Below are 25306 nucleotides of genomic sequence, written 5' to 3' on the forward strand. Positions count from 1 at the left end.
GGTCCGGGCATCACCAAAATTCACCGTGCTCGTGCGTGCGCCCCGCGATCGTCCCCGTCACGCCCCCGCGAGGAACACCAGCGCCTGGCGGTAGCCGTCGATGCCCTGACCGGCGATGGTGCGCGCCGCGTGCGGCTCGACGACGGAGGTGTGGCGGAACTCCTCCGCGCGCTGCTTCGGGTCCGAGATGTGCACCTCGACCAGCGGGGCGTCCAGCTGGGCGCAGGCGTCCCAGAGGGCGAGCGAGTAGTGCGTCCACGCGCCTGCGTTGAGCACCACGGGCATGCCGTCGTCGGCCGCGGTGTTGAGCCAGTCGAGGAGCTCGCCCTCGTGGTTGGTCTGGCGCACCTCGACCTCGAGGCCCAGCTCCCGGCCCCACTCGACGCACTGGTGCGCGAGCTCGGCGTGCGTGGTCGAGCCGTAGATCTCGGGTTGCCGCCGGCCGAGGCGTCCGAGGTTGGGGCCGTTGAGCACGAGCACGCGTGTCATGACGGCAGCGTAGTTCGTCTCGCCTGTCGGACGACGTCCGTGTCCGGCAGCGTCGGGGTCGGCCACAGCTCACCGTCCGGCTCGAGCCACAGGTCGAGGGTGAGGTCACGGGTGGCGGTCTCGCCGTCACGTCGCGTGTGCAGCAGCTCGAGGTTGACGTAGTGGCCCGCGAAGCTGCCGTCGTCGTCCCAGAACAGCCACACCGACCACGGTCTGCCTGTCGGCGCGATCCGCAGCACACCACCTCCGCGCCAGCGGTTGACGACCGGCGCTCTCTCGACGGTGAACCGCTCGGCCAGAGGGACCTCGCGGATCGATCGACCGTCCGCCGGGTGGTGCCACGCGACCAGCTCGGTCTCAGCGGCCAGCCACGCGACCAGCCCGCGCTCGTCGTCACGCACCACCCGCATCGGGTCGAGGCTGCGTCCGTAGCGCCGCAGGATCGGGTCACCGGGCGCCAGGAACGGCTCCGACCCGGCTGGGCGCCAGTCGGGACCGAGTCCCACGTTGCGCTCCTTCTCGAGCACGGCCAGGTCGACGGGCCGCGGCGAGGCAGCGCCCGACAGGCGCTGCATGGTGCCCCCGGAGTCGGAGACCTGGACGTCCGAGCCGGGACCTGGGTCAGTCACCCGGCGGAGGCTATCGCGGCATAGGCCGCTCGCAGGACGTCCTCGCCCGGCCCGGCGAGGATCCGCGGGACGGCCAGGTCGTCGAGCACGACGAACCGCAGCTGGGAGCCCCGCGCCTTCTTGTCGACCTTCATGGCGGCGTGCAGGTCCTCGAAGGACGCGGCGTCGTACGACGTCGGCAGCCCGACGCGCGACAGCGCGGCACGGTGCCGCTCGACGAGGGCGCGGTCGAGCGAGCCGGCGCGCGCGGCCAGCTCGGCGACGTAGACGCAGCCGATGGCGACGGCCTCGCCGTGTCGCACGGTGTAGTCGCTGGTGCGCTCGATCGCGTGGGCCAGGGTGTGGCCGTAGTTGAGCACCTCGCGGCCGGGGTGCCCGTCGGCTCCCCCCGTCTCGCGGAGGTCGCCGACGACGACGTCGACCTTGACCTTGATCGCGCGCTCCACCAGCTCGCGCAGCTCGGCGGAGTCGGCGGTCAGCGCGGACGGCTCGGTGCGCTCGACGATGTCGAGGATCGCGGGGTCGGCGATGAAGCCGCACTTGACCACCTCGCCCAGCCCGGCGACGAGCTCGTCGTGCGGCAGCGTGGCCAGGAGCGAGAGGTCGCAGAGGACGCCGGCGGGCTCGTGGAAGGAGCCGACGAGGTTCTTGCCGGCGCCGGTGTTGATGCCGGTCTTGCCGCCGACCGCGGCGTCCACCATGGCGAGCAGGGTCGTCGGCACGTGCACGACGCGTACGCCGCGCAGCCAGGTCGCGGCCACGAAGCCGCCGAGGTCGGTGGTGGCTCCCCCGCCGAGGGTCACGACGGCGTCGGAGCGGGTGAAGCCGGCCTCCCCGAGCGCCTCCCAGCAGTCGGCGGCGACGGGTGCGGTCTTGGCGCGCTCGCCGTCGGGCAGGCCGAGCGCCAGCACGTCGTAGTGCTCGACCAGCACGTCGACGACCGGGTCGGCCAGCGCCCCGAGGGAGCCGGCGTAGAGCACCGCGACCCGCTCCACGGACTCGCCGAGCAGCTCCGGCAGTCGGGCGGACAGGCCGTGCCCGACGACGACGTCGTACGGCGACGCGCCCCCGACGTGCATCACGGTGGCGCTCATCCGAGGAGCTCCCGGATCTCGGCGGCCACCTCGTCGGGCGAGCGGCCGTCGGTCTCGACCACGTGCGTGGCGACCGACTCGTAGACGGGCGTGCGCTCGTCGAGGAGCGCCTTGATCCGGGACCGGACGTTGCCGAGCAGCAGCGGGCGGCCCACGCCGAGCCCGACGCGCTTCACGGCGTCGGAGAGCCCGACCCGGAGGAAGACCACCGGGACGTCCGCGAGCAGCCCGCGGGTCTCCTGGCGCAGGACGGCGCCGCCGCCGAGGGCCAGCACGCCGTCGTGCTCGGCCAGTGCGGCGGCGACCGCCGCTGCCTCGAGCTCACGGAAGTGGTCCTCACCCGACTCCACGAAGATGTCCGAGATCTCGCGGCCGGTGATGGCCTCGATGTCGGCGTCGGTGTCACGCACGGCCAGGCCCCACGCCTCGCCCAGCAGCCCGGCCACCGTCGTCTTGCCGGCGCCCATCGGGCCGACCAGCACCACCCGGGGCGGCATCAGCGGATCCGCAGCGTGTCGAGGTAGGCCTCGGCGTTGCGGCGGGTCTCCTGGACGGAGTCGCCGCCGAACTTCTCCACGACCGCGTCGGCCAGCACCAGCGCGACCATCGCCTCGGCGACGATCCCGGCGGCGGGCACGGCGCACACGTCGGAGCGCTGGTGGTGGGCCACGGTGGCCTCGCCGGTCGCGACGTCGACGGTCCGCAGGGCCTTGGGCACCGTGGCGATCGGCTTCATCGCCGCGCGCACCCGCAGGACCTCGCCGGTGGACATGCCGCCCTCGGTGCCACCGGAGCGACCCGACGTGCGCCGCAGCCCCTCGTCGGTCGACACGATCTCGTCGTGCGCGAGCGACCCGGGCGTGTCGGCGAGCTCGAAGCCGTCGCCGACCTCGACGCCCTTGATCGCCTGGATGCCCATGAGCGCGGCGGCGAGCTTCGCGTCGAGGCGGCGGTCCCAGTGCACGTGCGAGCCGAGGCCCGGCGGCAGCCCGTGGACGACGACCTCGACGACGCCGCCCAGGGTGTCGCCGTCCTTGTGGGCCTGGTCGATGCGCGCCACCATCGCGGCGCTCGCCTCGGGGTCGAGGCAGCGGACCTCGTCGGCGTCGAGCCGCTCGACGTCGTCGGGAGCAGGTACGACGCCCGCCGGCGCCTTCACGCCGCCCAGCGACACGACGTGGGACACGATGCGGGCGCCGACGGCCTGCTCGAGGAAGTTGGAGGCCACCCGGCCCAGCGCGACGCGGGCCGCGGTCTCACGGGCCGAGGCCCGCTCGAGGATCGGGCGCGCCTCGTCGAAGGCGTACTTCTGCATCCCGACGAGGTCGGCGTGGCCGGGCCGCGGCCGGGTGAGCGGGGCGTTGCGGGCCAGGGCCTCCAGCTCCACCGGGTCGACGGGGTCGGCCGACATGACCTTCTCCCACTTGGGCCACTCGGTGTTGCCGACCTCGATCGCGACGGGTCCGCCCTGCGTCTCGCCGTGGCGCACGCCGCCGAGCACCCGGACCTGGTCCTGCTCGAACTTCATCCGCGCGCCGCGGCCGTAGCCGAGCCGGCGGCGGGCCAGTGAGTCGGCGAGGTCGTCGGTCGTGACGCGGACGTGGGCGGGCAGCCCCTCGAGGATCGCCACCAGCGAGGGACCGTGGGACTCGCCTGCTGTGAGCCATCGGAGCATGGCTGAAGTCTCTCAGCCCCAGATCCGCTCGGAGAGCGCAGTCCCCCAGACGAGACCCACGAGCGCGCCGACGACCATGAACGGCCCGAACGGGAAGGACTGCTTCAGCACTCCCCTGTCCCGGCGCACCAGCGCCAGCCCGGCCGCCGGCACGGCGAAGGAGATGAAGCCGACCCAGAGGCCGATCGCCAGCGCGCCCCACCCGACCCAGCCGAGGACCAGCCCGACCGGCGCCGCCAGGCGGACGTCCCCGAAGCCCATGCCGGCCGAGCGCAGGAACCACAGGACCCAGAAGAACGACCGCGCCACGACCATCCCCAGCAGCGCCCGCACGAGTGCCTCACGCTCCCCCGTCGCCAGGCCGACGACCACCACGAGGGCGATCGCCGCGAGGGTGGCGGGTACGACGATGCGCCGGGGCAGCAGCCGGGTGTGCCAGTCGATCACCGACAGGGCGACGGCGACCGGGGTGAGCGGGACCAGCCACACCAGCGGCCAGTCGAGCCCCGTCGAGGTCCCGAGCAGGGCACCGCACACGGCCGCGACCACCGCGCTGCGCCACCCCAGCCCGGGGCGGGCGGCGATGTCGGCGTAGAGCGTCTTCGGCGGCTCGTCGACGGCAGCGTCCGACTCAGGCTCGGGTGCAGGCTCGGGCTCGGGGACCCGGGCGATCAGCATCGGCACGAGCAGGCCGCCGAGCCCGGCGACCGCGGCTGCGAGGAAGGCGGCCGGCACGGTGTCGTTCACGGGGGTCATTCAAGCGGGATTCTGCTGCGCGAGGGCGCGTTCGCCCGCTTCGCGCATGGCAGAAAGAGGAGCGGTCAGCCCGGTGAACAGCTCGAGCTGGAGCGCCGCCTGGTGGACGAGGAGGTCCAGCCCGCCCACGACGACGCGGTCGCCGGACCCGTCGAGCACCGAGGCGGCCAGCGGCGTGGGCCACGGGTCGTAGAGCGCCTCGAAGACGACGGGCACGTCGCGCCACCGGTCGACGAGGTCGGGCGTCTGGGCGCTCGCCGGGATCGTCGAGACCACGATGTCGACGCTGGAGTCCCGGGCCCCTGGGTCTGGCCCGTCGCTCCACTGTCCATCGGCGAGGAGCTCGACCGAGACCTCGGGAGCGGCCGGGTGGGAGCGGAGCAGGCCCACCGTCTCGGTCGCCCGCGACGCGTCGCGCACCGCCAACCGGACCGAGGTGACGCCGAGGTCCACCAGGGCCAGCCCCACGGACGTGGCCGTGGCACCGCCGCCGAGGACGACCGCCGACACCAGCGGCATCGTCGTACGCTCCCGGATCGCGGCGGCCGCGCCGGGCAGGTCGGTGTTGTCGCCGACGCGCTCGGCGCCGTCGAGGACGAGGGTGTTGACCGCGCCGGCCAGCCGGGCACGCTCGGTGAGCCGGTCGGCGAGCACCAGCGCCTCCCGCTTGAGGGGCATGGTCAGCGAGAGCCCGCGCCACTCCTCGTCGAGCCCGTCGAGGAACGCCGCCAGCCGGCCGGCCGGCACCCGGTGCGCGTCGTAGGACCAGTCGAGCCCGAGCTCGGCGTAGCCGGCCCGGTGCAGGACCGGGGACAGCGAGTGGGCGATCGGGTCGCCCAGCACACCGCACCGTCGCCGCGCACCCGATCCACCGCTCACGTCAGCATCGGTCCGAGGTCTCGCAGTATGCCTTGTACTCGTCGCGTCCTTCGAGGAAGCCGTCGTAGTCCTCGTAGAACTTGGTCTCGCCGGTGGAGAGGTCGACGGTGACGTAGTAGTACCAGCCGCCGTCCGCCGGGTTGGCCGCCGCCGCGATCGCGTCGTCGCCCGGCGCCTCGATCGGGGTCGGCGGGAGGCCCGCGTTGATCCGGGTGTTGTAGGGCGTGTCCTCCGCCAGCTGCTCGGGCGTCAGCTCCGTCGAGCCGGGCGAGAGACCGAGGCCGTAGGCGATGGCCGCGTCGATGCCGAGCGTGCCGTTGGTGCCGCCCTTGTCACCGGGACCGTCGAGGCGGTTGTAGATGACGCGCGCGATCTTCGGCATGTCCTCGCCGCGACCCTCGGCCTCGACCAGCGAGGCGATGATCATCAGCTCGGCCGGGGTGTGGCCGAGCTCCTCGGCCTTCGCCTCGAGCTGCGCGGCGTCGGCGGCCTCGCGCCAGCGGGCGACCATCGTCTTGAGGATCGCGACGGGCTTCATGCCGGGCTTGATCTCGTACGTCGCCGGGAAGAGGTAGCCCTCGGCGTTGCCCTCGGCGTAGTCGGGCAGGCCGAGCTTGTCGGGCTGCTGGAGGGCGCGGTCCCACGCGGCCTTCGGGAAGTCGGTGTTCTCCGCGAGCGTGGAGACGATCTCGGTGAGCCGCAGGCCCTCCGGGATGGTGACGGTGGGGAAGCCGATGAGGTTGGCCGGGTCGATCAGCACCTCGAGCGCGTCGGAGGCCTTCATCTCCTTCTGGAGCTCGTAGGCGCCGACCTGGATGCCGCTCGAGTCGGGCTCGCCGGCGGCGGCGTCGATGAACGCCTGGACCGACTTGGTGACGCCCTGCTCCTTGAGGTTGCGGCCCATCTGGGCGACCGTGTCGCCCTCGTTGACGGTGAACTCGACGGAGCCGGTGCCCGGTCCGGGGTAGTCGTCGGGACCGGTGAACTGGTCGGAGACCCAGTCGACGCCGCGGGTCAGCGCGAACCAGAAGCCCCCCACGAGCACGACGAGCGCGATGAGCACGGCCAGGCACCCCTTGAGCCCGCGCCCCTTGCGCCGCCTGCCCCCGGGGACGTACTCGTAGTCGTCCTCGGGCTGCGCCTGGTCCGGCTCGAGGTCCTCGGGCCGGGTCTCGTGCTCACTCATCTGTCACCTCGACGATCTCTCCGGGTGCCTGTCCGCTCGACCGCTCCGTGTCGAGGGCAGTCTGCAGGATCAGCACCGCTGCTGCCTGATCCACCACGGCGCGTCTCTTCGCGCCCCGCCGGCCCTGGTCACGCAGGATCGACTCGGCCGAGACCGTGGTCAGTCGTTCATCACACAGCCTGACGGGGACAGGTGCAACTCGGCGGGCCAGCCGGGCGGCGAACTCCCGCACCTTCACCGCTGACGGTCCCTCCGCCCCGCTGAGCGAGCGCGGCAGGCCGACCACGACCTCGACGGCCTCACGCTCGTCGACGAGCTGCGCGAGGCGTCGTACGTCGCCCTTGCCGCGCCGCACGGTCTCGACGGGGGTGGCGAGGAAGCCGGAGGGGTCGCTGGTGGCGACGCCGATCCGCGCATCCCCGGGGTCGACGCCCAACCGCACTCCGAACCGCACGCGTGCGCCCCGATCAGCCCTGCACGGCGCGCTTGGCGACCTCGTGCGACACCAGCGCGAGCGCCTCGTCGATGCGCGAGGCGTCCGTGCCGCCGCCCTGGGCCACGTCGTCCTTGCCGCCGCCCTTCCCGCCCAGCAGCGGTCCGACCGCGCGCACCAGCTCGCCGGCGGACAGGCCGCGGGCCCGCGCCTCGTCGTTGGTGGCAGCGACCACGGACACCTTGCCGTCAGCCTGGCCGATGATGACGACCACGCCCGGCTCGCCCTGCGGCAGCCGTCCGCGCACGTCCATCGCCAGCTGTCGTACGTCGCCTCCCGCCGCGCCGTCCGCGCGGTGGGCCACGACCTTGACCGGGCCCACCTGCGAGGCGGAGGCGGCGAGCTCGGCGCTGGCGCCCAGCAGCTGGGCCACGCGGGCCTTCTCCAGCTCCTTCTCCGCCGTGCGGAGGCGCTCGGTGAGCGCCTGGACGCGGCCGACGAGGTCGTCGGGCTGTGTCTTGAGCATCCCGGTCAGCTGGGCGACCACGTCGCGCTCTCGGGCGAGGTAGCCGAAGCCCTCGACGCCGGTGAGCGCCTCGATGCGGCGGTTGCCGGAGCCGACGCTCGTCTCGCCGGTCACCACGACGGTGCCGATCTGGGACGAGTGGTCGACGTGCGTGCCGCCGCAGAGCTCGCGCGACCACGGGCCGCCGATCTCGACGACGCGCACCTTGGTGTTGTCGTAGGTCTCGCCGAAGAGCGCGATCGCGCCCCACTCCTTGGCCTGCTCCAGGGTCATGTAGTCCCAGGCGACCGCCAGGTCGGCGCGCAGCGCCTGCTGGGAGACCAGCTCGATGTCGCGGACCTGCTCGGGGCTCAGCGCCTGCGTCCACCCGAAGTCGAGGCGGAGGTAGCCGGGCCGGTTGTAGGACCCCGACTGCAGCGCTGTGGGACCGAGCACCTCGCGGAGCGCGGCGTGCACGACGTGGGTGCCGGAGTGCGCCTGACGGGCTCCCGTGCGCCACTCGGGGTCGACGCGGGCGTGCACGAGCCGCGAGGGGTCGAGCTCGCCGTCGAGGACCCGGACCTGGTGCACGACCAGGCCCTTGACCGGGCGCTGCACGTCGATGACCTCGAGCTCGCCGCCGTCGAAGACGATGGTGCCGGCGTCGGCCACCTGGCCGCCGGACTCGGCGTAGAACGGCGTGCGGTCGAGCACCAGCTCGCCGACCTCGCCCTGCGCGAGGCGCGGCACGGCGGCTCCCCCGCTGAGCAGCGCCAAGGGCCGGGACTCGGTCTCCAGCGTCTCGTAGGCCAGCCACTCGGTGGGGCCGAACTCGTCGAAGATCCCCCGGTAGACCGCCGTGTCGCCGTGCGCGCCCTTCTTGGCGCGGGCGTCGGCCTTGGCGCGCTCACGCTGCTCGGCCATCAGGCCGCGGAAGCCCTGCTCGTCGACCTGCAGGCCCTGCTCGGCAGCCATCTCGAGGGTCAGGTCGATCGGGAAGCCGTAGGTGTCGTGCAGGGCGAACGCGCGCTCGCCGGACAGCACCGAGCCGCCCGCCTTCTTCACCTCGCCCGCGGCGGTGTCGAAGATCTGCGTGCCCGCCTGGAGCGTCTTGCGGAAGGCGTCCTCCTCGGCGTAGGCGACCTGCGAGATGCGCGCCCAGTCCGAGACCAGGTTGTCGTAGGTCTCCCCCATCTTGTCGCGGGAGATCGGCATCAGCTCGGGCAGCACCCGGTCCTCGCAGCCCAGGAGCCGCATCGAGCGGACCGCGCGGCGCAGCAGGCGGCGCAGGACGTAGCCGCGGCCGTCGTTGCCGGGCGTCACGCCGTCTCCGATGAGCATCATCGAGGAGCGGACGTGGTCGGCCACGACGCGGAACCGGACATCGTCGTCGTGGTCGGCGCCGTACTTCTTGCCGGTGAGCTCCTGGGCCTTCTCGATGACGGGGTAGACCACGTCGATCTCGTACATGTTCTGCTTGCCCTGGAGCAGGAACGCGACGCGGTCCAGGCCCATGCCGGTGTCGATGTTCTTCTTCGGCAGCGAGCCGGAGATGTCGAAGTCCGACTTGGAGCGCACGGCGCTGAGCTCGTCCTGCATGAAGACGAGGTTCCAGATCTCCAGCAGCCGGTCCTCGAGCTCGACCGGCATGTCGGGACCGAGGGTGGTCACGTCGAAGTCCGGCCCCCACTCGGGTCCGCGGTCGTAGAGGATCTCCGAGCACGGGCCGCCCGGCCCGGGCACGCCCATCGACCAGTAGTTCTCCTTGGGGCCGAGCTGGACAATCCGCTCGCGCGGCAGGCCGGTGACCTTCATCCAGAGGCCGATGGCCTCCTCGTCGCCGACGAGCACCGACGGGTAGAGGCGCTCGGCCTCGAGGCCGTAGCCGCCGTCCTCGACGGGCTTGGTGATGAGGTCCCAGGCCAGCTCGATGGCACCTTCCTTGAAGTAGTCGCCGAAGGAGAAGTTGCCGCACATCTCGAAGAACGTGCCGTGCCTGGTGGTCTTGCCGACGTCCTCGATGTCGGGGGTGCGCACGCACTTCTGGATGCTCGTGGCCCGGTCGTAGGGCGGGGTCTCCTGGCCGAGGAAGTAGGGCTTGAACGGCACCATGCCGGCGTTGACGAACATCAGGTTGGGGTCGTCGACCAGCAGCGAGGCGGAGGGCACCACGGCGTGTCCGGCGGCCTCGAAGTGCGCAAGGAAGCGGCGGCGGATCTCGGCGGTGTCCATCAGTGCGGGTCCTTCATCTCGGTCGTGCTGGTCAGCTCGGGGATTCCGTCTGTTCCTGAAGTGGGCCTCAACCCGAGCTGCTCACGCAACTCGGTTTCGCGCTCGGTGCGGCCCTGGTGGACCTCGTCGGCGAAGAGTCGCGCGCCGGCCTGCCACCCGCGGACGCGGTCGCGCAGCCCGTCGGCGGTGAGGGACTCGGCGACGCGGCGTGCGCGGGCAGCGGCGTACACCCCGACCCCCGCCCCGGCGACGAACCAGAGTGGGCGACCCATCAGGCGACGTCCTCCCCGGCCTCGGCCACGAAGCCTGCGTCCCGCCTGCGGGCGCGGTGCTCGCGCAGCGCCTGCTTGACCTCGGCCTTGCGCTCGCGTCCGGCCTGCCGGGTCTCCTGGCGCACCTGGAACCGGATCCGGTTGCGGCTCTCGGCCGAGAGGGCGCGACGCAGCCCGTGGGTCCACGAGGCCGCCTTGACGACCGTCTCGCGGGCGACGAGGTCGGCGAAGAGCCTGCCGTCGATGGGTTGGGCGACGGCCGTCTCGCGCTCGACGGCGTCGTGCTCGCCCAGGTGCGTGATCACGAACGTGCTGGTGTCGGCATCCGCGACCGGGCGCGGCGCCTCGGCGACCGGGGACCCCAGGAGGGCGACGCGCTCCTCGAGCGCGGCGGCACGCGCCTCCGCGCGGGCTGCGCGGCGCAGCGCGCGGGCAGCGAGCAGCAGGGCCACGAGCGCCAGCGCTGTCGCCAGGGCGCACGCGGCAGCCAGCCAGACCTGCTCCGTCGTCACGGCGCCGAGCCTACAAGCCTCATGGGATCGCGAGGTCACCCGCGGGTCGGACCCGCAGCCACCGGAAGCCGTAGCCGTCGAGGGCGAGGCTGACCGAGCCCTCGCCGCTGACGGGGTCGTCGGACATCAGGTCGGTCGCCTCGAGCCCGTGGCCCTCCGGGTCGACCGGCACGTCGACGGTCGCCGGCTCCGGCCCCAGGTTGTGCACCGTCACGACCGCGGAGCCGTCGAGGTCGCACCGGTGCACGAGGACCTGTCGCTGGGGCTGCTCCACGACGCTCCAGGTCCCCCAGCCGAGCTCGGGGCAGGTGCGCCGGATGCTGATCAGCTTGCGCATGAGGCTCCACAGGGACTCGGGGTCGTGGAGCTGTGCGGCGACGTTGACGTGCTCGGGTCCGTAGGCGCCGGGCACCACCCGCTGGACGAGCCGGCCGGGGGTCGCGGTGGAGAAGCCGCCGTTGCGCCCCGCGCTCCACTGCATCGGCGTGCGCACGGCCATCCGGCCGGGCGCCTCGAGGTCCTCCCCCATGCCGATCTCCTCGCCGTAGTAGAGCGTCGGCGTCCCGGGCAGCGAGAACATCAGGCTGTACGCCATCCGCACCCGTCGCGGGTCGCCGTCGACCATCGGCGGGAACCGACGCTTGAGGCCCCGGTCGAACAGCTGCATCTCGGGCTCGGGGCCGAAGGCGTCGAAGACCTCCTGGCGCTGCTGGTCGGTCAGCTTGTCGAGCGTGAGCTCGTCGTGGTTGCGCAGGAACGTCGCCCACTGGCAGGTCTCGTCGATCTGCGGACGCTGGCGCAGCGCGGTGACGAGCGGGCGGGCGTCGCACCGCGCGAGCGCCAGGTAGGTCGCCTGCATGCCGATGAAGTCGAACTGCATCTGCAGCTCGTTGGCGGCCTTGCCGCCGAAGAACTGCCGCTGCTGCGCGTGCGGCAGGTTGACCTCACCGAGCATCGTGGCCCGGCCCGTGCGCCGGTTGAGGAAGCCGCGGATCGTGCGCATCAGCTCGTGCGGGTCGACCGTGAGCGACGGGTCACCTGCGTTCTTGGCGTTCTGCTCCAGGAAGGGGATGCCGTCGACCCGGAAACCGTCGAAGCCCAGCTCGAGCCAGAACCCGATGACCCGCAGCAGCTCGTCGACCACGGCGGGGTTGGCGAGGTTGAGGTCCGGCTGGTGCTTGTAGAAGTTGTGGAGGTACCACTCCCCCGTGCGCGGGTCGAGCTCCCAGATCGAGTCCTCCTGGTCGGGGAAGACCACCTGCTTCGAGGTGTCCGGGGGCTCGGTGTCGCGCCAGACGTAGAAGTCGCGGAAGCGGTTGGTCGTGCTGCGGCGCGACGCCTGGAACCACGGGTGCTTGTCGGAGGTGTGGTTCACGACCAGGTCCGCGATCACGTTCATGCCGCGGTCGTGGGCCGTGCGGATCACCTCGACCAGCTCCCCGTGCGTGCCCAGGCGGTGGTCGACGCCGTAGAGGTCGGTGATGTCGTAGCCGTCGTCCCGGTCGGGACTCGGGTAGAACGGCATCAGCCAGAGGCAGGAGACGCCCAGCTCGGCGAGGTAGTCGATGCGCTGCGCCAGCCCGGCCAGGTCGCCCACGCCGTCACCGTCGGAGTCGTAGAACGTCTCGATGTCCAGGCAGTAGACCACTGCGCTCTTCCACCACAGGTCGCTCGTGTCGGTGACTCGCATGGCTCAGTCTCGCAGCACGGGCAGGACGTGCTCGCCGAACGCGTCGATGAAGCCGCCCTGTTCCTGACCGACGAAGTGCAGGTAGACGTCGTCGAAGCCGATGGCCGCGAGCTCCGCGATGCGGTCGCGGTGCCACGCGAGGTCGGACGAGACCTCCACCGAGCGTCGTACGCCCTCGATGTCGACGTGCTCGGCCATCACGTCGAAGCCCTCGACGGTCTCGGTGTCCCAGCACACGGGCTCGGGGAAGACGTTGGTGCGCCACTGGTCGAGCGCGACCGCCTCGGCCTCGGCCTCGGTGGGGGCCCACGACAGGTGCACCTGCAGGGCCAGGGCCCCGCGCCCGCCGGCGTCGCGGTAGGCGGCCACCACGTCGCGCAGCACCTCGACGGGCTGATTGATGGTGACCAGGCCGTCGGCCCACGCAGCCACCCGCGCGGCCGACGCCACCGACACCGCGGGACCGACCAGGCGCGGCCGCACCTCGGGAAGGTCCCAGAGCCGGGCCCGGTCGACGGTGACGAGGCCGTCGTGGCTGACCTCCTCGCCGTCGAGCAGGCGGGAGATCACCTCGACGCACTCCTCCAGCCGCCGGGTCCGCACCTCCTTGCGAGGCCACGGCTCCCCGGTGATGTGCTCGTTGCTGGCCTCGCCGCTGCCGAGGGCGGTCCAGAAGCGGCCGGGGAACATCTCGGCGAGGGTCGCGATCTTCTGGGCGACCACGGCCGGGTGGTAGCGCTGGCCCGGCGCGCAGACGCAGCCGAGCTCGAGGTCGGTGCGCGCGAGCACCGCGCCGAGCCACGCCCAGGTGTAGCCGGAGTGGCCCTGACGGCTCCCCCAGGGCGAGAAGTGGTCGGAGCACATGGCCATGTCGAAGCCCGCCTGCTCGGCGTGCTCGACGTCGGTCAGCAGGCGGGACGGGGCGATCTGCTCGTGTGATGCGTGGAATCCGAGACGCATGCCCCCACCGTAGGCGGTCCCGGGACGCGCCCGGGGCTCAGGAGCCGCGGACGATGCGGCGTACGCGCTCCCAGCGCTCCTTGACCGCCGCCTCCGCGCCGAGGGCGGTGGGCCGGTAGTAGGACGCGTCCTGCAGCTCGTCGGGGGCGTACTGCTGCTCGGCGATGCCGTAGGGCTCGTCGTGGCTGTAGACGTAGGGCTTCGGCGCGCCCTTGCTGTGCCCCAGCTTCTCGGCCCCCGGGTAGTGCCCGTCGCGCAGGTGCGGCGGGACCGCGCCGATGCGTCCCGACCGCACGTCGGCCTGCGCGGCGTCGATCGCCGTGATCACGGCGTTGGACTTGGGGGCCACGGCCAGCGCGATCGTGGCCTGGGCCAGGTTGAGCCGCGCCTCGGGCATCCCGATGAGCTGCACCGCCTGCGCGGCGGCCACGGCGGTCGGCAGCGCGGTCGGGTCGGCCAGGCCGATGTCCTCGCTGGCGCTGATCACCAGGCGCCGGGCGATGAAGCGCGGGTCCTCCCCCGCCTCGATCATCCGGGCGAGGTAGTGCAGCGCCGCGTCGACGTCGGAGCCACGGATCGACTTGATGAAGGCCGAGATGACGTCGTAGTGCTGGTCGCCCTGCCGGTCGTAGCGCACGGCCGCCTGGTCCACGGCCGTCTCCGCGGTGGCGAGGTCGATCGTGTCCAGCCCGTTGCTCGCCGCCGCACCCGCCGCGGCCTCGAGGTAGGTGAGCGCGCGTCGGGCGTCACCACCGGCCAGGCGTACGAGGTGGGCGCGGGCGTCGTCGTCGAGCTCGGTGGCGCCCGCCAGGCCCCGCTCGTCGGCGAGCGCCAGCTCGATCACCTCGGCCACGTCGTCGTCGGTCAGCGACTGCAGGCGCAGCAGCAGGCTGCGCGAGAGCAGCGGGGATATCACGGAGAAGAACGGGTTCTCGGTGGTGGCGGCGATGAGCGTCACCCACCGGTTCTCCACGCCGGGCAGCAGCGCGTCCTGCTGGGCCTTGGTGAAGCGGTGGACCTCGTCGACGAAGAGCACCGTCTCCTGCCCGCCCCGGGCCAGCTCGGCGCGGGCGCCGTCGATGGCCGCCCGGACCTCCTTGACCCCCGCGGCGACGGCGGAGACCTCGACGAAGCGGCGCCGGGTCTGCTGGCTGACGATGGCCGCGATGGTCGTCTTGCCGGTGCCGGGAGGTCCCCAGAGGAGCAGCGACATCGACTGGTCGCCCTCGATCAGGCGGCGCAGCGGCGACCCGGCAGCACGCAGCTGCTGCTGGCCGACCAGCTCGTCGATCGTGCGGGGCCGCATCCGCACCGCCAGCGGGGCCGAGGCGTGGGTGTTGGCAGCCAGCGACCCCGCGCCGGGGGCCGCGCCGGATCCGGACATGGATCCGGGCGCGGGTTGCCCCGCGCCCGGAATCTCGAACAAGCCGTCCACGTCGGTGAGTATCCCCTGCGGCCGAAACCGCGGGAGAGCCGACCTCAGGCGCCGGCGGTCTGCTTGGACCTGAGGTCGTACCAGGTGTCCTCGTAACCGGGGATCGTCAGCTGCGTGTTGGTCGGCGTGGCGCCCGGCACCGGGCTGCCCTGGTCGTCGACGCCCAGCAGCTCGGTCGTCACCGGCGTGGCCGGGTGGGCACCCAGCTCGCCCGCGAAGTGGCAGGCGACCTTGTGGCGCTTGCCGATCTGCAGCAGCGGCGGCTCGACCTTGGCGCAGATCTCCTGCGCGTACTGGCAGCGCGTGCGGAACCGGCAGCCCGACGGCGGGTTGATCGGGCTCGGCACGTCGCCCTCGAGGCGGATGCGCTCACGACGTCCACCGATCGCCGCCTGCTTCACGTCGGGCACCGCGGAGAGCAGCGCCTGCGTGTAGGGGTGGTGGGAGTGGCCGTAGATCGTGTCGCGGTCGCCGATCTCGACGATCTTGCCGAGGTACATCACGGCGACCTCGGGGCAGAAGTGACGCACGATCGCCAGGTCGTGGGCGATGAAGAGGAACGACACGTCGAACTCGGACTGGATGTCCTGGAGCAGGTTGACGACCTGCGCCTGGATCGACACGTCGAGCGCGGAGACCGGCTCGTCGGCGACGAGCACCTTGGGGTTGAGCGTGAGCGCCCGGGCGATGCCGATGCGCTGGCGCTGCCCGCCGGAGAACTCGTTGGGGTAGCGGTTGTAGTGCTCGGGGTTGAGGCCCACGATCTCCAGCAGCTCCTGCACCCGCGGCAGCACCTTGTTCTTCGGCACGATGTTGTGCACCTCGAGGGGCGCACCGACGATCGTGCCGACGGTGTGGCGGGGGTTCAGCGAGGTGTAAGGGTCCTGGAAGATCATCTGCACGTCACGGCGCAGCGGCTTCATCTCCCGGTTCGAGAGCTTCGCAAGGTCGTGGCCGTCGAACATCATCGACCCGCCGGTCGGCTTGTAGAGCCGGGTGATGAGCCGACCCGTGGTCGACTTGCCACAGCCCGACTCGCCCACGAGGCCGAGCGAACCGCCCTTGGACACCTCGAAGGAGATCCCGTCGACGGCCTGCACGTGGCCGATGGTGCGGCGCACGACGCCGGACGACCTCACCGGGAAGTACATCTTCAGGTTGTCGACCGTGAGGACCGCGGGGGCGTCCGGGTCCAGCTCGCTGGCGGTGTGGCCGTGCTGGGCGAGGGTGGCGAAGTCCAGGTCCTCGACGCCCAGCTCGTGGGAGCCGTAGGCGTCGCTCACCTCGCGGTCGAGCTGCCTGTCCCCCGTCTCGGCGGCGTTGGCGCCGACCTCGGTCGGCTCGATCCGGGCTTCGGCGTTGGGGTCCTGCGTCATCGGGTCTCCTCGACCAGCTCGGGGGCGATCTCGGGCAGCACCTCGGCCTTGTACACCGCCGTCGGGTCGGCGATGTGGCAGCGCTTGAGGTGGGCGGCGCCCGTCGCGGGGGTCAGGTCCGGGAGCTCGGTGGAGCAGAGGTCACCGGGCACCTTGTCGGTGTGGACGCACCGCGGGTGGAAGGAACAGCCCGACGGCGGCCGGAGCAGGCTCGGCGGGTTGCCGGGGATAGGGATCAGGCGCGCGTCGGTGGACGCGTTCACCTCGGGGATGCTGGAGAGCAGGCCCCACGTGTACGGCATCTCCGGCGTGGTCAGGATCTGCTTGGTGGTGCCGTACTCCACGCAGCGACCGGCGTACATCACGAGCACGTCGTCCGCCATCTCGGCGATGACGCCGAGGTCGTGGGTGATGATGATGACGGCCGAGTTGAACTCGCGCTGCAGGTCCTGGAGCAGGTCGAGGATCTGCGCCTGCACCGTCACGTCGAGGGCGGTGGTGGGCTCGTCGGCGATCAGCAGCGACGGGTCGTTGATCAGGCCCATCGCGATCATCGCGCGCTGGCGCATGCCGCCGGAGAACTGGTGCGGGAAGTCGTCCACCCGGCGGTCGGGCTGCGGGATGCCGACGCGGTCGAGCATCTCGATGGCCTTGCGGCGGGCGTCACGCTTGGAGGCGCTCGAGTGGTGGACCAGGTAGGCCTCCTCGAGCTGCGAGCCGATCTTGTAGAACGGGTGCAGCGCCGCGAGCGCGTCCTGGAAGATCATCGCCATCGAGTTGCCGCGCAGGCTGCGCATGCGCGACTCGCTCAGGCCGACGACCTCGGTGCCGCCCACGCGGATGGAGCCGGAGATCTTGGCCGACTTGGCGTCGTGCAGGCCCATCACGGCCATGCTCGACACGGACTTGCCCGAGCCGGACTCGCCCACGATGCCGAGGGTCTTGCCCCGCTCCACCGTGTAGGACAGCCCCTGCACGGCGGTGACGGGCCCGTCCTGGGTCGGGAAGGTGACCTTGAGGTCCTCGACCTGGAGGTAGGGGCCCTCGGTCGAGGCCATCTCGTCGACGGACGACTGGGTCATGGGAACGCTGGTCACGAAAGCCTCACCCTCGGGTCGAGGACGCTGTAGATGACGTCCACGATCAGGTTGGAGATGATCAGGATGACGGCACTGAACAAGGCCGTGGCCATCACCACGGGCAGGTCCTTGCCGGTGACGGCCTCGAGGGCCCACCAGCCGATCCCCTTGATCTCGAAGATCCGCTCGGTGAAGATCGTGCCGGCCAGGAGCGTGCCGAAGTCGATGCCGAAGATGGTGACGACAGGCACCAGTGCAGCACGCAGACCGTGCTTGTAGACGATGGTCCGCGCCGGCAGGCCCTTGGCCTTCGCCGTGCGGATGTAGTCCTCGCTGAGGGACTCGACCATCGCGCCGCGGGTGTAGCGGGTGTACTGCGTGCACCCGAAGATGCCGAGGGCCACCCAGGCCAGGAACATGCCGGAGAACCACTTCCACGGCCCGTCGGCGATCGGCGAGAAGTAGCCGGTGTCGTTGAAGAGGGGCACCTCGAACGTGATCGTGAGGTAGAGCCAGGTCAGGAGGGCGAAGAGGTAGTAGGGAATCGAGCTGATGAACAGGAAGCTCGAGACCAGGGCCTTGTCCGCGACGGAGCCGCGCCGTCGCGCTGCCGCGACGCCGATGGGCACCCCGAAGAGCAGGTAGAGGAACGCACCGCCGATGGCCACGGAGAAGGTCGCGGGAATGCGCGAGACCAGCTCCTCCTTGACCGGCTGCTTGGTGCGGAAGCTGACGCCGAGGCACGGTGCGGAGCACTCGTACTCGTTCGAGGCGATGGTGAGGGTGCGGCCGACGAAGACGCCCTTGACGAACTTGCCGTACTCCTCGTAGACGGGGTTGTTGTAACCCAGCGTCCTCTCGTAGATCTCGATCTTGTTGCCGCAGCGGTTGCTGGTCTCGCGGTCACAGATGGGCTGCGCGGGGCTGGAAGGGCCGTACCAGAACAGCAGGAAGATCGCCATCGAGATCAACGTCACGACGAGGACTCCCGAGATCAGCCTCTTCACGATATACGCGAACATCGCAGGTCACTCTCCGGGGATGGTGGATGAGTCGGACCCCCGAGGCAGACAGCCTACTCGGGTCCGGGCTGGCGAGTGGGGGCTCCCGGTCCGGGAGCCCCCACCCGTCAGTGGTTGCTACTGGTTACTACGTGATGCCCGCGAGCGAGCACCAGGATCACTGCATGACGTACAGGTCCTTGTAGTTCGGCGCACCGATCGAGCCATCGCCCGACGGGTTGCCGATCTTCGTGCCGAAGACGAACAGGTCGTTGCGGAACGCGGTCGGGATGATCGGGAAGTACTCCGTCATGATCTTCTCGTCCAGCGCGCCCCAGGCGTCAGCCTGCTCCTCGAGCGGAAGGGTGTTGATCTTGTCCATCTCGTCGTTGATCGACGCCTCGTCGAAGAAGGCGGTGTTGTAGACAGCGCCACCCTTCAGCAGCGGCGGGAGCATCGTCGAGCCGGCCGGCCAGTCCGAGCACCAGTTGACGCCACGGAGGTTCAGCTTCTTGTTGATCTTGTTGTCGGGGTCGAGCCAGATGTTGTAGGGCGACTCCTGGACCGGGATGGCCTTGACCGAGAAACCGCCGGCCTCGAAGCCCTTGGTGATCTGGTCCTGGGTGGCCTTGGCCAGCGGGTCGACCTCGTAGAACACCATGGTGATCGGGTACGGCTTGTCACCGTAGCCGGCCTCCGCGAGGAGCTCCTTCGACTTCTCCGGGTCGTAGGCGATCTGCTCGCCGTCGACCTGGAACTCCTTCTTGCCAGCCATGCCGGGGGGCATGATGGAGTTGGCGGGAACGCGGGTCACACCCGGGACCTCGCCGCCGGCGATCCAGACGTCCTCGTAGGGGTACGCGTAGGCGAGGGCCTTGCGGACGTTGATGTCGGTGATCTTGGTGTAGTCGGGCGTCAGCGTGGACACACACTGCGACGTCTGCTGCACGAGGCGCTCACCGAGCTGGCCGTTGGCGTCGTTGTACTTGTCCGAGCCCAGCGAGGTGGAGACGGCGGTCTGGCTGTCGGAGTTGTCCGAGAGCATGATCTCGTCGACCTTGGCCTGGTCCTGGTTGAACTTGAAGACCCACTCGTCGGCGTACTGGTGACGGCCCGGGTCGGAGTCAGCGGACCACTGGTCGTTCTTGACCAGGACGAGCTCCTCGTTGGGCTTGTAGCTGTCGACCTTGTAGGGGCCGTTCGCGAGGGGCTTGGTGCCGTAGTTCGGCGGCTTGGAGGCGTTGCCGAGCGGGGCCGGGCCCATCGCCATGAAGGCGCCCCAGTAGTCCATGTCCGGGAACGGAACGGCCATCTTGATGGTCACGTCCTGGCCGTCGACCGAGACGCCGTCCCACTTCTCGCACTTGGGGTCCTTGGCGGTGTAAGGACCGTCGTAGTCCTCGGCGCCGTCGAAGTAGTGCTTGGAGTACTCGGTGCCCGGGCCGGACGGGAAGGCCTCGGAGTCGAGCGAACGGCAGATGCCGAAGGCGACCTCGTCGGCGGTGACGGGCTGGCCGTCCTCCCACGTGGCGTCGTCACGGATGGTGAAGGTCCACTCCGTGTAGTCCTCGTTGGGCGTGCCCAGGTCGGTGGCGAGGTCGGGAACCAGCACGGGCTGGCCGTTCTCGTCGCGGACGTACTGGGTCAGCGAGCGGCTCGTGAGCGCCTGCTGGATGGAGTTGCCCGTGACGGACCATCCACCGGTCGGGTCGAGCGAGTCGGGACCCGGGTCGCCCGGCAGGTAGACCGTGATGGTCCCACCAGCGGTCGCGCCCTCGACGTCAGCAGCGGGGCCCTGACGCTCGGCGTCCTTGGTTCCCCCCTCCTGCGAGCCGAAGTCCCTCTGCGTGCCTTCGCCACCGGTGTTGTCGTCGTCCGACGACCCGCCGCCACAGGCAGCGAGGGTCAGAAGAGCGGCACCAGCGACGAGCGCAAGCGGCTTGTTCCGCTTCATGCTGTCCAGCCTTTCCTTTTTGTTCTCACCGAGGACGGCGTCTCCGGCGACGTGCGTTGACCTGGCCGAGCTCGCGCTCAGCGCCGGGTCTTGGGGTCGAGGGCATCGCGCAGCGCGTCGCCCAGGAGGTTGAGCGCGAGCACCAGGGCGACCACACCGAGCAGCGGCTGCCAGAGGTACTGGGGGTACTCGCGGAAGAACGTCAGGTTGGTGCCCTTGAGGATCGTCTGGCCCCAGGAGATCCCGTCGGTCACGCCGATGCCGAGGTAGGCCAGGCCCGCCTCGGCTGCCACGAACGCGGGCAGCATCAGCGAGACGCTGATGATGATCGGCGCCGCCAGGTTGGGGAGCAGCTCCTTGAACAGGATGCGCGAGGTCGGCATGCCCATCACGCGCGCCGCCTGGACGAACTCGCGCTCGCGCAGCGCCATCACCTCGCCCCGGATCAGGCGCGCGGTGCCCATCCAGCCCAGCACGGCCAGCACGGTGATCAGGCTGGCCTTCTGGATCGTCGGGTAGTTGTCGGAGAGGGAGAACCGCTCGTTGAGGATCGGGGCCAGGGTCAGCGCCGCCAGCAGGTAGGGGATCGTCAGGAACGCGTCGATGAAGAACGACAGCACCTTGTCGACCCGGCCGCCGAGGAAGCCCGAGAGCAGGCCGATGACGATGCCGACGAAGCTGGCGATGAGCGTGGCCGAGGTGGCGATGAAGAGCGACACCCGGCACCCGTGGAGCCAGTAGGCCAGGTTGTCCTCACCCGTGCGGGGAGCGACACCCATCGGGTGGTCCCAGGTGAACGGACCGTTGGGCGGGCCCATCTCGGGCTTGGGCAGGCCGTTGTTGAGGCCGTCGACGCGCGCGCTGGCCAGCGGGGTCTCGAGGCTCACCCCGAACAGGCTGCTGATCGGGCCGGCGAAGACCGCGCAGATGATGAAGAAGAGGACGACGAGCGCACAGACCACCGCGATCTTGTCCCGGACCAGACGGCCCATCGCGATCCGCAACGGCGACTTGCCGGAGATCTCCTTGGCCTGCTGGCTGTTGGGATCCTGGCTGGGCTCGTCACTCAACGAGCCCAACGTCTCCGGCCCTGCGATCTCTGCCGACATGCTCTCCCCATCTGGTTCGGGATCTTTCCCGGCGCATCCGGGGGTCCCCCGGGGGCTGCGCCGAGACGGGACTCTATGTGACCCGCGCCGCATCGACGGTCACTGACGCGTAACGATCTCGTCACGACGCGTTCGCCCAGCGGCGCGGGCAAAGCTTCGGATGATCACTCAGCGGACGGGAGGTCCTTCACGGGCTCGGCGTCCACACCGGCTTCCTTGCGCTGCTCGGGAGTGATGGGTGCCGGGGCGGCGGTGAGCGGGTCGTAGCCGCCTCCGGACTTCGGGAAGGCGATCACGTCGCGGATCGAGTCGGTGCCCGCGAGCAGCGCCACGATGCGGTCCATGCCCACTGCGATGCCGCCGTGCGGGGGCGCGCCGAACTTGAAGGCGTCGAGGAGGAAGCCGAACTTCTCCTGCGCCTCGGCCTCTCCGATGCCCATCACCGAGAAGACGCGCTTCTGGATGTCGCCGCGGTGGATACGGATGGACCCGCCGCCGAGCTCGTTGCCGTTGCACACGATGTCGTAGGCGTACGCGAGCGCACTGCCGGGGTCGGTGTCGAAGGTGTCCAGGAACTCCGCCTTCGGGCTGGTGAAGGCATGGTGCACGGCCGTCCAGGCGCCGGCGCCCACGGCGACGTCGCCGCTGGCGACCGCCTCGGAGCTGGGCTCGAACAGCGGTGCGTCGACGACCCAGGTGAAGGCGAACGTCGAGTCGTCGAGCATGTCCCCCCGGCGGCCGATCTCGAGGCGCGCGGCGCCGAGCAGCGCACGGCTGCTCTTGACCGGGCCGGCGGCGAAGAAGATGCAGTCCCCCGGCTGGGCGCCCACGTGGGCGGCGAGGCCCTCGCGCTCGGCGTCCGTGAGGTTCTTGGCGACCGGGCCGCCGAGCTCGCCGTCCTCGGCGACGGTGACGTAGGCGAGGCCCTTGGCACCGCGCTGCTTGGCCCAGTCCTGCCACGCGTCGAACTGGCGGCGGGGCTGGCTGCCGCCGCCCGGCATCACCACGGCGCCGACGTAGTCGGCGTTCTCAGGGGAGAACACGCGGAACGTGGTGTCCTTGAAGTAGTCGGTGCACTCGACGAGCTCGAGGCCCATCCGGAGGTCAGGCTTGTCGGAGCCGTACTTCGCCATCGCCTCGGCGTACGTCATCCGCGGCAGCGGCCGCTCGATCGTGTGGCCGGCCTGCGCCCACATCGCCTCGAGCACGTCCTCCATCAGCGTGATGACGTCCTCCTGGTCCACGAAGCTCATCTCGATGTCGAGCTGCGTGAACTCGGGCTGCCGGTCGGCGCGGAAGTCCTCGTCGCGGTAGCAGCGCGCGATCTGGTAGTAGCGCTCCATGCCGCCGACCATCAGCAGCTGCTTGAACAGCTGCGGGCTCTGCGGCAGGGCGTACCAGCTGCCGGGGGCGAGGCGCGCGGGCACCAGGAAGTCGCGCGCGCCCTCCGGCGTCGAGCGGGTGAGGGTGGGCGTCTCGACCTCGACGAAGTCACGCGCGTCGAGCACGTCGCGGGCCGCCTTGTTGATCTTGCTGCGCAGGCGCAGGGCCGCGTTGGGGCCGCTGCGGCGCAGGTCGAGGTAGCGGTGCTTGAGGCGGGCCTCCTCGCCGACCTCGCCGCCCTTGTGCCCCGACGCGTCGTCGATGGGGAACGGCAACGGGTCGGAGGTGGAGAGCACCTCGACGTCGGTGGCGACGACCTCGATCTCGCCGGTGGCCAGGTTGGGGTTCTCGTTGCCCTCCTTGCGGGCCACGACCTCGCCGGTCACCTTGAGGCAGAACTCGCTGCGGAGGCTGTGCGCGACGGCCTCGTCGCGCACGACGACCTGCACCACGCCGCTGCGCTCGCGGAGGTCCAGGAACGCCACCCCGCCGTGATCGCGCCGCCGCGCCACCCATCCGGCGAGGGTCACGGTCTGGCCGACGTGCTCGACGCGCAGGGCGCCGGCGTCATGGGTGCGGATCACTGGTTCTCCTTGGTTTCAACTGTGCTGACGATGGTGGGCCGGAGGTCGGCCTCGGGCGGGGTCCAGGTCGAGGGGTCGACCTCGACCTGCTCCCCGGTGCGGATGTCCTTGACCTGACTGGTGCCGTCCGCCTGGACGAACCAGACGTAGGGGATGCCGCGGCGCTCGGCGAAACGGATCTGCTTGCCGAACCTGGCCGGGGTCGGGGCGACCTCGCAGGCGACGTCGCGCGCGCGGAGCGCTGCGGCGACCCGCGTGCTCGCCGCACGCTCCTCCTCGGTGTTGAGGGCGACGAGGACGGCGCTGGGCACGGGTCGGCTGCCGGACAGCACGCCGTCGGCGATGAGCGGGATGAGCGTGCGGGAGACCCCGAAGGAGACGCCGACGCCCGGGTACGTCGTACGACCGTCGCTGGCGAGCGCGTCGTAGCGCCCTCCCCCGCCGACCGACTTCAGGCGCTCGTAGCCCTCCATGAAGATCTCGACAACGGTGCCGGTGTAGTAGTCGAGGCCGCGGGCGATGCGCAGGTTGGCCTCGACCCCGACGCGGTCCCCCGCGACGGCGCGGCAGCCTTCGACGACGGCCGCGAGCTCACTCAGGCCCTCCTCGAGCAGCTCGTCGGTGACGCCCAGCGCGCGGACCTGCTCCACGAACGAGGTGTCCTCGACCCGGATCGTGGCCAGCTCGAGGCAGCGCTGCGCCTGCTCCGGCGTCGTGCCGACCCGCTCGACCAGCATCGCGGCGACCTCCTCGGCCGGGAGCTTGTCGAGCTTGTCGATGACCCGGATCGCGTCGGTCACGTCCTCGATGCCGAGGCCACGGTAGAAGCCCTGGATCAGCTTGCGGTTGTTGAACTGGAACGAGACGCGCGGGATCGGCAGGCGCCCGAGCGCGTCGACCATCACCGACATCACCTCCACGTCGTGGTGGAAGGGCAGCTCGTCGCGGCCGACGATGTCGACGTCGGCCTGGGTGAACTGGCGGTAGCGCCCCTCCTGCGGGCGCTCGCCCCGCCAGGCCGGCTGGACCTGGAAGCGCCGGAACGGGAACTCCAGGTGACCGGCGTGCTCGAGCACGTAGCGCGCGAACGGCACGGTGAGGTCGAAGTGGAGGCCGAGCTCGGCCTTCGCGTCGGGCTCTGCCGCGATCCGCTGGAGGACGTAGATCTCCTTGTCGACCTCACCGCCCTTGGCCAGACGCTCGATCGGCTCGACGACGCGGGTCTCGATGTTGGCGAAGCCGTGCAGCTCGAAGGTGCGCGAGACGGAGGCGATGACGTCGCGCTCGACGGCGCGCTGGGCGGGCAGCAGCTCGGGGAACCCGCTCAGCGGGCTGATCTTGCTCATCTCACAGTCCTCGCGTGACCTGGCGGTCGGTCCCCTGGTCGCCCTCGCGCTGGAGGTCGAGCAGGTAGGGGTTGGTGGCGCGCTCGCGGCCGATGGACGTCTGCTCCCCGTGCCCGGGCAGGACCACGATGTCGTCGGGCAGCGTGAGCACCTTGTGGGTCAGGCTGCGCAGCATCGTGGCGTGGTCGCCGCCGGGCAGGTCGGTGCGGCCGATGGAGCCCGCGAAGAGCAGGTCGCCGGAGAACATCAGCTCCGAGACGTCCTGCTGCGCGTAGGGCGTACGGAAGGTCACCGAGCCCTCGGTGTGCCCCGGGGTGTGGTCGACGACGAACCTCAAGCCGGCCAGCTCGAGCTCGGCGAGGTCGGAGAGCTCGCGCACGTCGTCGGGCTCGGCCCACGTGTAGCTGCCGCCGAGCAGCATCTGCGTGGTCTCGCGGCTCATGCCGGCCATCGGGTCGCTCAGGAGGTGGCGGTCGCTCGGGTGGATCCAGGCGGTGGCGTCGTAGGTGCCGGCGACCGGGGCCACGCACCACATGTGGTCGACGTGGCCGTGCGTGACGAGCACGCTGACCGGCTTGAGCCCGTGCTCGCGCACGACCTGGGCCACGCCCTCGGCCGCGTCCTTGCCGGGATCGATCACGACGCACTCGGCACCGGGACCCGTCGCCACGACATAGCAGTTGGTCCCCCAGGGTCCGGCGGGGAAGCCAGCGATGAACACAGGCGT

23 protein-coding genes are annotated in these 25306 nt (G+C 71.0%); all 23 read right to left on the reverse strand.

Annotated features, from left to right (window positions below; all coding sequences use genetic code 11):
- Positions 1–57: 57 nt before the first annotated feature.
- A complete protein-coding gene (locus tag ACS3YM_RS09665) occupies positions 58–489 on the reverse strand; it encodes a type II 3-dehydroquinate dehydratase (protein WP_439936229.1) in 432 nt (143 codons plus the stop codon).
- Positions 486–1118: a DUF402 domain-containing protein gene (locus ACS3YM_RS09670; RefSeq protein WP_439936230.1), complete on the reverse strand. Its 633-nt coding sequence runs from the start codon at positions 1116–1118 to the stop codon at positions 486–488. The genes ACS3YM_RS09665 and ACS3YM_RS09670 overlap by 4 nt, the downstream gene beginning before the upstream one ends.
- On the reverse strand, positions 1115–2212 hold the full coding sequence (gene aroB, locus ACS3YM_RS09675) for a 3-dehydroquinate synthase (RefSeq protein ID WP_439936231.1): 1098 nt from the start codon (positions 2210–2212) through the stop codon (positions 1115–1117). Before aroB ends, ACS3YM_RS09670 begins: the two co-directional genes overlap by 4 nt.
- Positions 2209–2709 carry a shikimate kinase gene (locus ACS3YM_RS09680; RefSeq protein WP_439936232.1) on the reverse strand — a complete coding sequence of 167 codons (501 nt, stop codon included), beginning with the start codon at positions 2707–2709 and terminating at the stop codon, positions 2209–2211. Before ACS3YM_RS09680 ends, aroB begins: the two co-directional genes overlap by 4 nt.
- Positions 2709–3887 carry a chorismate synthase gene (gene aroC, locus ACS3YM_RS09685; protein ID WP_439936233.1) on the reverse strand — a complete coding sequence of 393 codons (1179 nt, stop codon included), beginning with the start codon at positions 3885–3887 and terminating at the stop codon, positions 2709–2711. Before aroC ends, ACS3YM_RS09680 begins: the two co-directional genes overlap by 1 nt.
- Positions 3888–3899: 12 nt before the next feature.
- The gene (locus tag ACS3YM_RS09690; protein ID WP_439936234.1) at positions 3900–4634 is read right to left on the reverse strand and encodes a prepilin peptidase; all 735 of its coding nucleotides are present in this window, start codon (positions 4632–4634) and stop codon (positions 3900–3902) included.
- Positions 4635–4643: 9 nt separating this feature from the next.
- Positions 4644–5522, reverse strand: coding sequence for a shikimate dehydrogenase (locus ACS3YM_RS09695; RefSeq protein WP_439936235.1), 879 nt, complete (start codon positions 5520–5522; stop codon positions 4644–4646).
- Between the two features lies 1 nt (position 5523).
- Positions 5524–6708: an endolytic transglycosylase MltG gene (gene mltG, locus ACS3YM_RS09700; RefSeq protein ID WP_439936236.1), complete on the reverse strand. Its 1185-nt coding sequence runs from the start codon at positions 6706–6708 to the stop codon at positions 5524–5526.
- Positions 6701–7162 (reverse strand): Holliday junction resolvase RuvX, encoded by a 462-nt coding sequence (ruvX, locus tag ACS3YM_RS09705; RefSeq protein WP_439936237.1) that lies wholly within the window; start codon positions 7160–7162, stop codon positions 6701–6703. Before ruvX ends, mltG begins: the two co-directional genes overlap by 8 nt.
- A gap of 13 nt (positions 7163–7175) precedes the next feature.
- Positions 7176–9878 (reverse strand): alanine--tRNA ligase, encoded by a 2703-nt coding sequence (alaS, locus tag ACS3YM_RS09710; RefSeq protein ID WP_439936238.1) that lies wholly within the window; start codon positions 9876–9878, stop codon positions 7176–7178.
- Positions 9878–10150 carry a DUF6167 family protein gene (locus tag ACS3YM_RS09715; protein WP_439936239.1) on the reverse strand — a complete coding sequence of 91 codons (273 nt, stop codon included), beginning with the start codon at positions 10148–10150 and terminating at the stop codon, positions 9878–9880. The genes alaS and ACS3YM_RS09715 overlap by 1 nt, the downstream gene beginning before the upstream one ends.
- A complete protein-coding gene (locus ACS3YM_RS09720) occupies positions 10150–10662 on the reverse strand; it encodes a hypothetical protein (RefSeq protein WP_439936240.1) in 513 nt (170 codons plus the stop codon). Before ACS3YM_RS09720 ends, ACS3YM_RS09715 begins: the two co-directional genes overlap by 1 nt.
- 19 nt (positions 10663–10681) lie before the next feature.
- Positions 10682–12352: an alpha-amylase family protein gene (locus ACS3YM_RS09725; protein ID WP_439936241.1), complete on the reverse strand. Its 1671-nt coding sequence runs from the start codon at positions 12350–12352 to the stop codon at positions 10682–10684.
- A gap of 3 nt (positions 12353–12355) precedes the next feature.
- A complete protein-coding gene (locus ACS3YM_RS09730) occupies positions 12356–13312 on the reverse strand; it encodes a TIGR03885 family FMN-dependent LLM class oxidoreductase (RefSeq protein WP_439936242.1) in 957 nt (318 codons plus the stop codon).
- A gap of 37 nt (positions 13313–13349) precedes the next feature.
- Positions 13350–14696 carry a replication-associated recombination protein A gene (locus ACS3YM_RS09735; RefSeq protein ID WP_439936243.1) on the reverse strand — a complete coding sequence of 449 codons (1347 nt, stop codon included), beginning with the start codon at positions 14694–14696 and terminating at the stop codon, positions 13350–13352.
- 95 nt (positions 14697–14791) lie between these two features.
- Positions 14792–16123 carry an ABC transporter ATP-binding protein gene (locus ACS3YM_RS09740; protein ID WP_439936244.1) on the reverse strand — a complete coding sequence of 444 codons (1332 nt, stop codon included), beginning with the start codon at positions 16121–16123 and terminating at the stop codon, positions 14792–14794.
- Entirely contained in the window at positions 16120–17205 is a 1086-nt protein-coding gene (locus ACS3YM_RS09745) for an ABC transporter ATP-binding protein (RefSeq protein WP_439936245.1), read from the reverse strand. The genes ACS3YM_RS09740 and ACS3YM_RS09745 overlap by 4 nt, the downstream gene beginning before the upstream one ends.
- An 11-nt stretch (positions 17206–17216) precedes the next feature.
- Positions 17217–18224, reverse strand: coding sequence for an ABC transporter permease (locus ACS3YM_RS09750; protein ID WP_439936246.1), 1008 nt, complete (start codon positions 18222–18224; stop codon positions 17217–17219).
- Between the two features lie 157 nt (positions 18225–18381).
- Positions 18382–20157, reverse strand: a complete 1776-nt coding sequence (locus ACS3YM_RS09755) for an ABC transporter substrate-binding protein (protein WP_439936247.1) — start codon at positions 20155–20157, stop codon at positions 18382–18384.
- A gap of 77 nt (positions 20158–20234) precedes the next feature.
- Entirely contained in the window at positions 20235–21266 is a 1032-nt protein-coding gene (locus ACS3YM_RS09760) for an ABC transporter permease (RefSeq protein ID WP_439936248.1), read from the reverse strand.
- Positions 21267–21430: 164 nt separating this feature from the next.
- Entirely contained in the window at positions 21431–23233 is a 1803-nt protein-coding gene (gene aspS / locus ACS3YM_RS09765) for an aspartate--tRNA ligase (protein ID WP_439936249.1), read from the reverse strand.
- Positions 23230–24579: a histidine--tRNA ligase gene (hisS, locus tag ACS3YM_RS09770; RefSeq protein WP_439936250.1), complete on the reverse strand. Its 1350-nt coding sequence runs from the start codon at positions 24577–24579 to the stop codon at positions 23230–23232. The genes aspS and hisS overlap by 4 nt, the downstream gene beginning before the upstream one ends.
- 1 nt (position 24580) lies before the next feature.
- Positions 24581–25300 carry an MBL fold metallo-hydrolase gene (locus ACS3YM_RS09775; RefSeq protein WP_439936251.1) on the reverse strand — a complete coding sequence of 240 codons (720 nt, stop codon included), beginning with the start codon at positions 25298–25300 and terminating at the stop codon, positions 24581–24583.
- Positions 25301–25306 lie beyond the last annotated feature (6 nt).

This window comes from Nocardioides sp. N13(2025), from assembly GCF_051912545.1.
Lineage (GTDB): Bacteria > Actinomycetota > Actinomycetes > Propionibacteriales > Nocardioidaceae > Nocardioides.

What these genes read in the sequence shown, in the direction of transcription:
- hisS (WP_439936250.1), bottom strand. Translation starts at nt 24,579, where the DNA reads ATGAGCAAGATCAGCCCGCTGAGCGGGTTCCCCGAGCTGCTGCCCGCC.
- ACS3YM_RS09680 (WP_439936232.1), bottom strand. Translation starts at nt 2,709, where the DNA reads ATGCCGCCCCGGGTGGTGCTGGTCGGCCCGATGGGCGCCGGCAAGACG.
- ACS3YM_RS09750 (WP_439936246.1), bottom strand. Translation starts at nt 18,224, where the DNA reads ATGTTCGCGTATATCGTGAAGAGGCTGATCTCGGGAGTCCTCGTCGTG.
- aroB (WP_439936231.1), bottom strand. Translation starts at nt 2,212, where the DNA reads ATGAGCGCCACCGTGATGCACGTCGGGGGCGCGTCGCCGTACGACGTC.
- ACS3YM_RS09725 (WP_439936241.1), bottom strand. Translation starts at nt 12,352, where the DNA reads ATGCGAGTCACCGACACGAGCGACCTGTGGTGGAAGAGCGCAGTGGTC.
- ACS3YM_RS09735 (WP_439936243.1), bottom strand. Translation starts at nt 14,696, where the DNA reads ATGTCCGGATCCGGCGCGGCCCCCGGCGCGGGGTCGCTGGCTGCCAAC.
- aroC (WP_439936233.1), bottom strand. Translation starts at nt 3,887, where the DNA reads ATGCTCCGATGGCTCACAGCAGGCGAGTCCCACGGTCCCTCGCTGGTG.
- ACS3YM_RS09740 (WP_439936244.1), bottom strand. Translation starts at nt 16,123, where the DNA reads ATGACGCAGGACCCCAACGCCGAAGCCCGGATCGAGCCGACCGAGGTC.
- ACS3YM_RS09745 (WP_439936245.1), bottom strand. Translation starts at nt 17,205, where the DNA reads ATGACCCAGTCGTCCGTCGACGAGATGGCCTCGACCGAGGGCCCCTAC.
- ACS3YM_RS09715 (WP_439936239.1), bottom strand. Translation starts at nt 10,150, where the DNA reads ATGGGTCGCCCACTCTGGTTCGTCGCCGGGGCGGGGGTCGGGGTGTAC.
- ACS3YM_RS09755 (WP_439936247.1), bottom strand. Translation starts at nt 20,157, where the DNA reads ATGAAGCGGAACAAGCCGCTTGCGCTCGTCGCTGGTGCCGCTCTTCTG.
- ACS3YM_RS09760 (WP_439936248.1), bottom strand. Translation starts at nt 21,266, where the DNA reads ATGTCGGCAGAGATCGCAGGGCCGGAGACGTTGGGCTCGTTGAGTGAC.
- mltG (WP_439936236.1), bottom strand. Translation starts at nt 6,708, where the DNA reads ATGAGTGAGCACGAGACCCGGCCCGAGGACCTCGAGCCGGACCAGGCG.
- ACS3YM_RS09730 (WP_439936242.1), bottom strand. Translation starts at nt 13,312, where the DNA reads ATGCGTCTCGGATTCCACGCATCACACGAGCAGATCGCCCCGTCCCGC.
- ACS3YM_RS09665 (WP_439936229.1), bottom strand. Translation starts at nt 489, where the DNA reads ATGACACGCGTGCTCGTGCTCAACGGCCCCAACCTCGGACGCCTCGGC.
- alaS (WP_439936238.1), bottom strand. Translation starts at nt 9,878, where the DNA reads ATGGACACCGCCGAGATCCGCCGCCGCTTCCTTGCGCACTTCGAGGCC.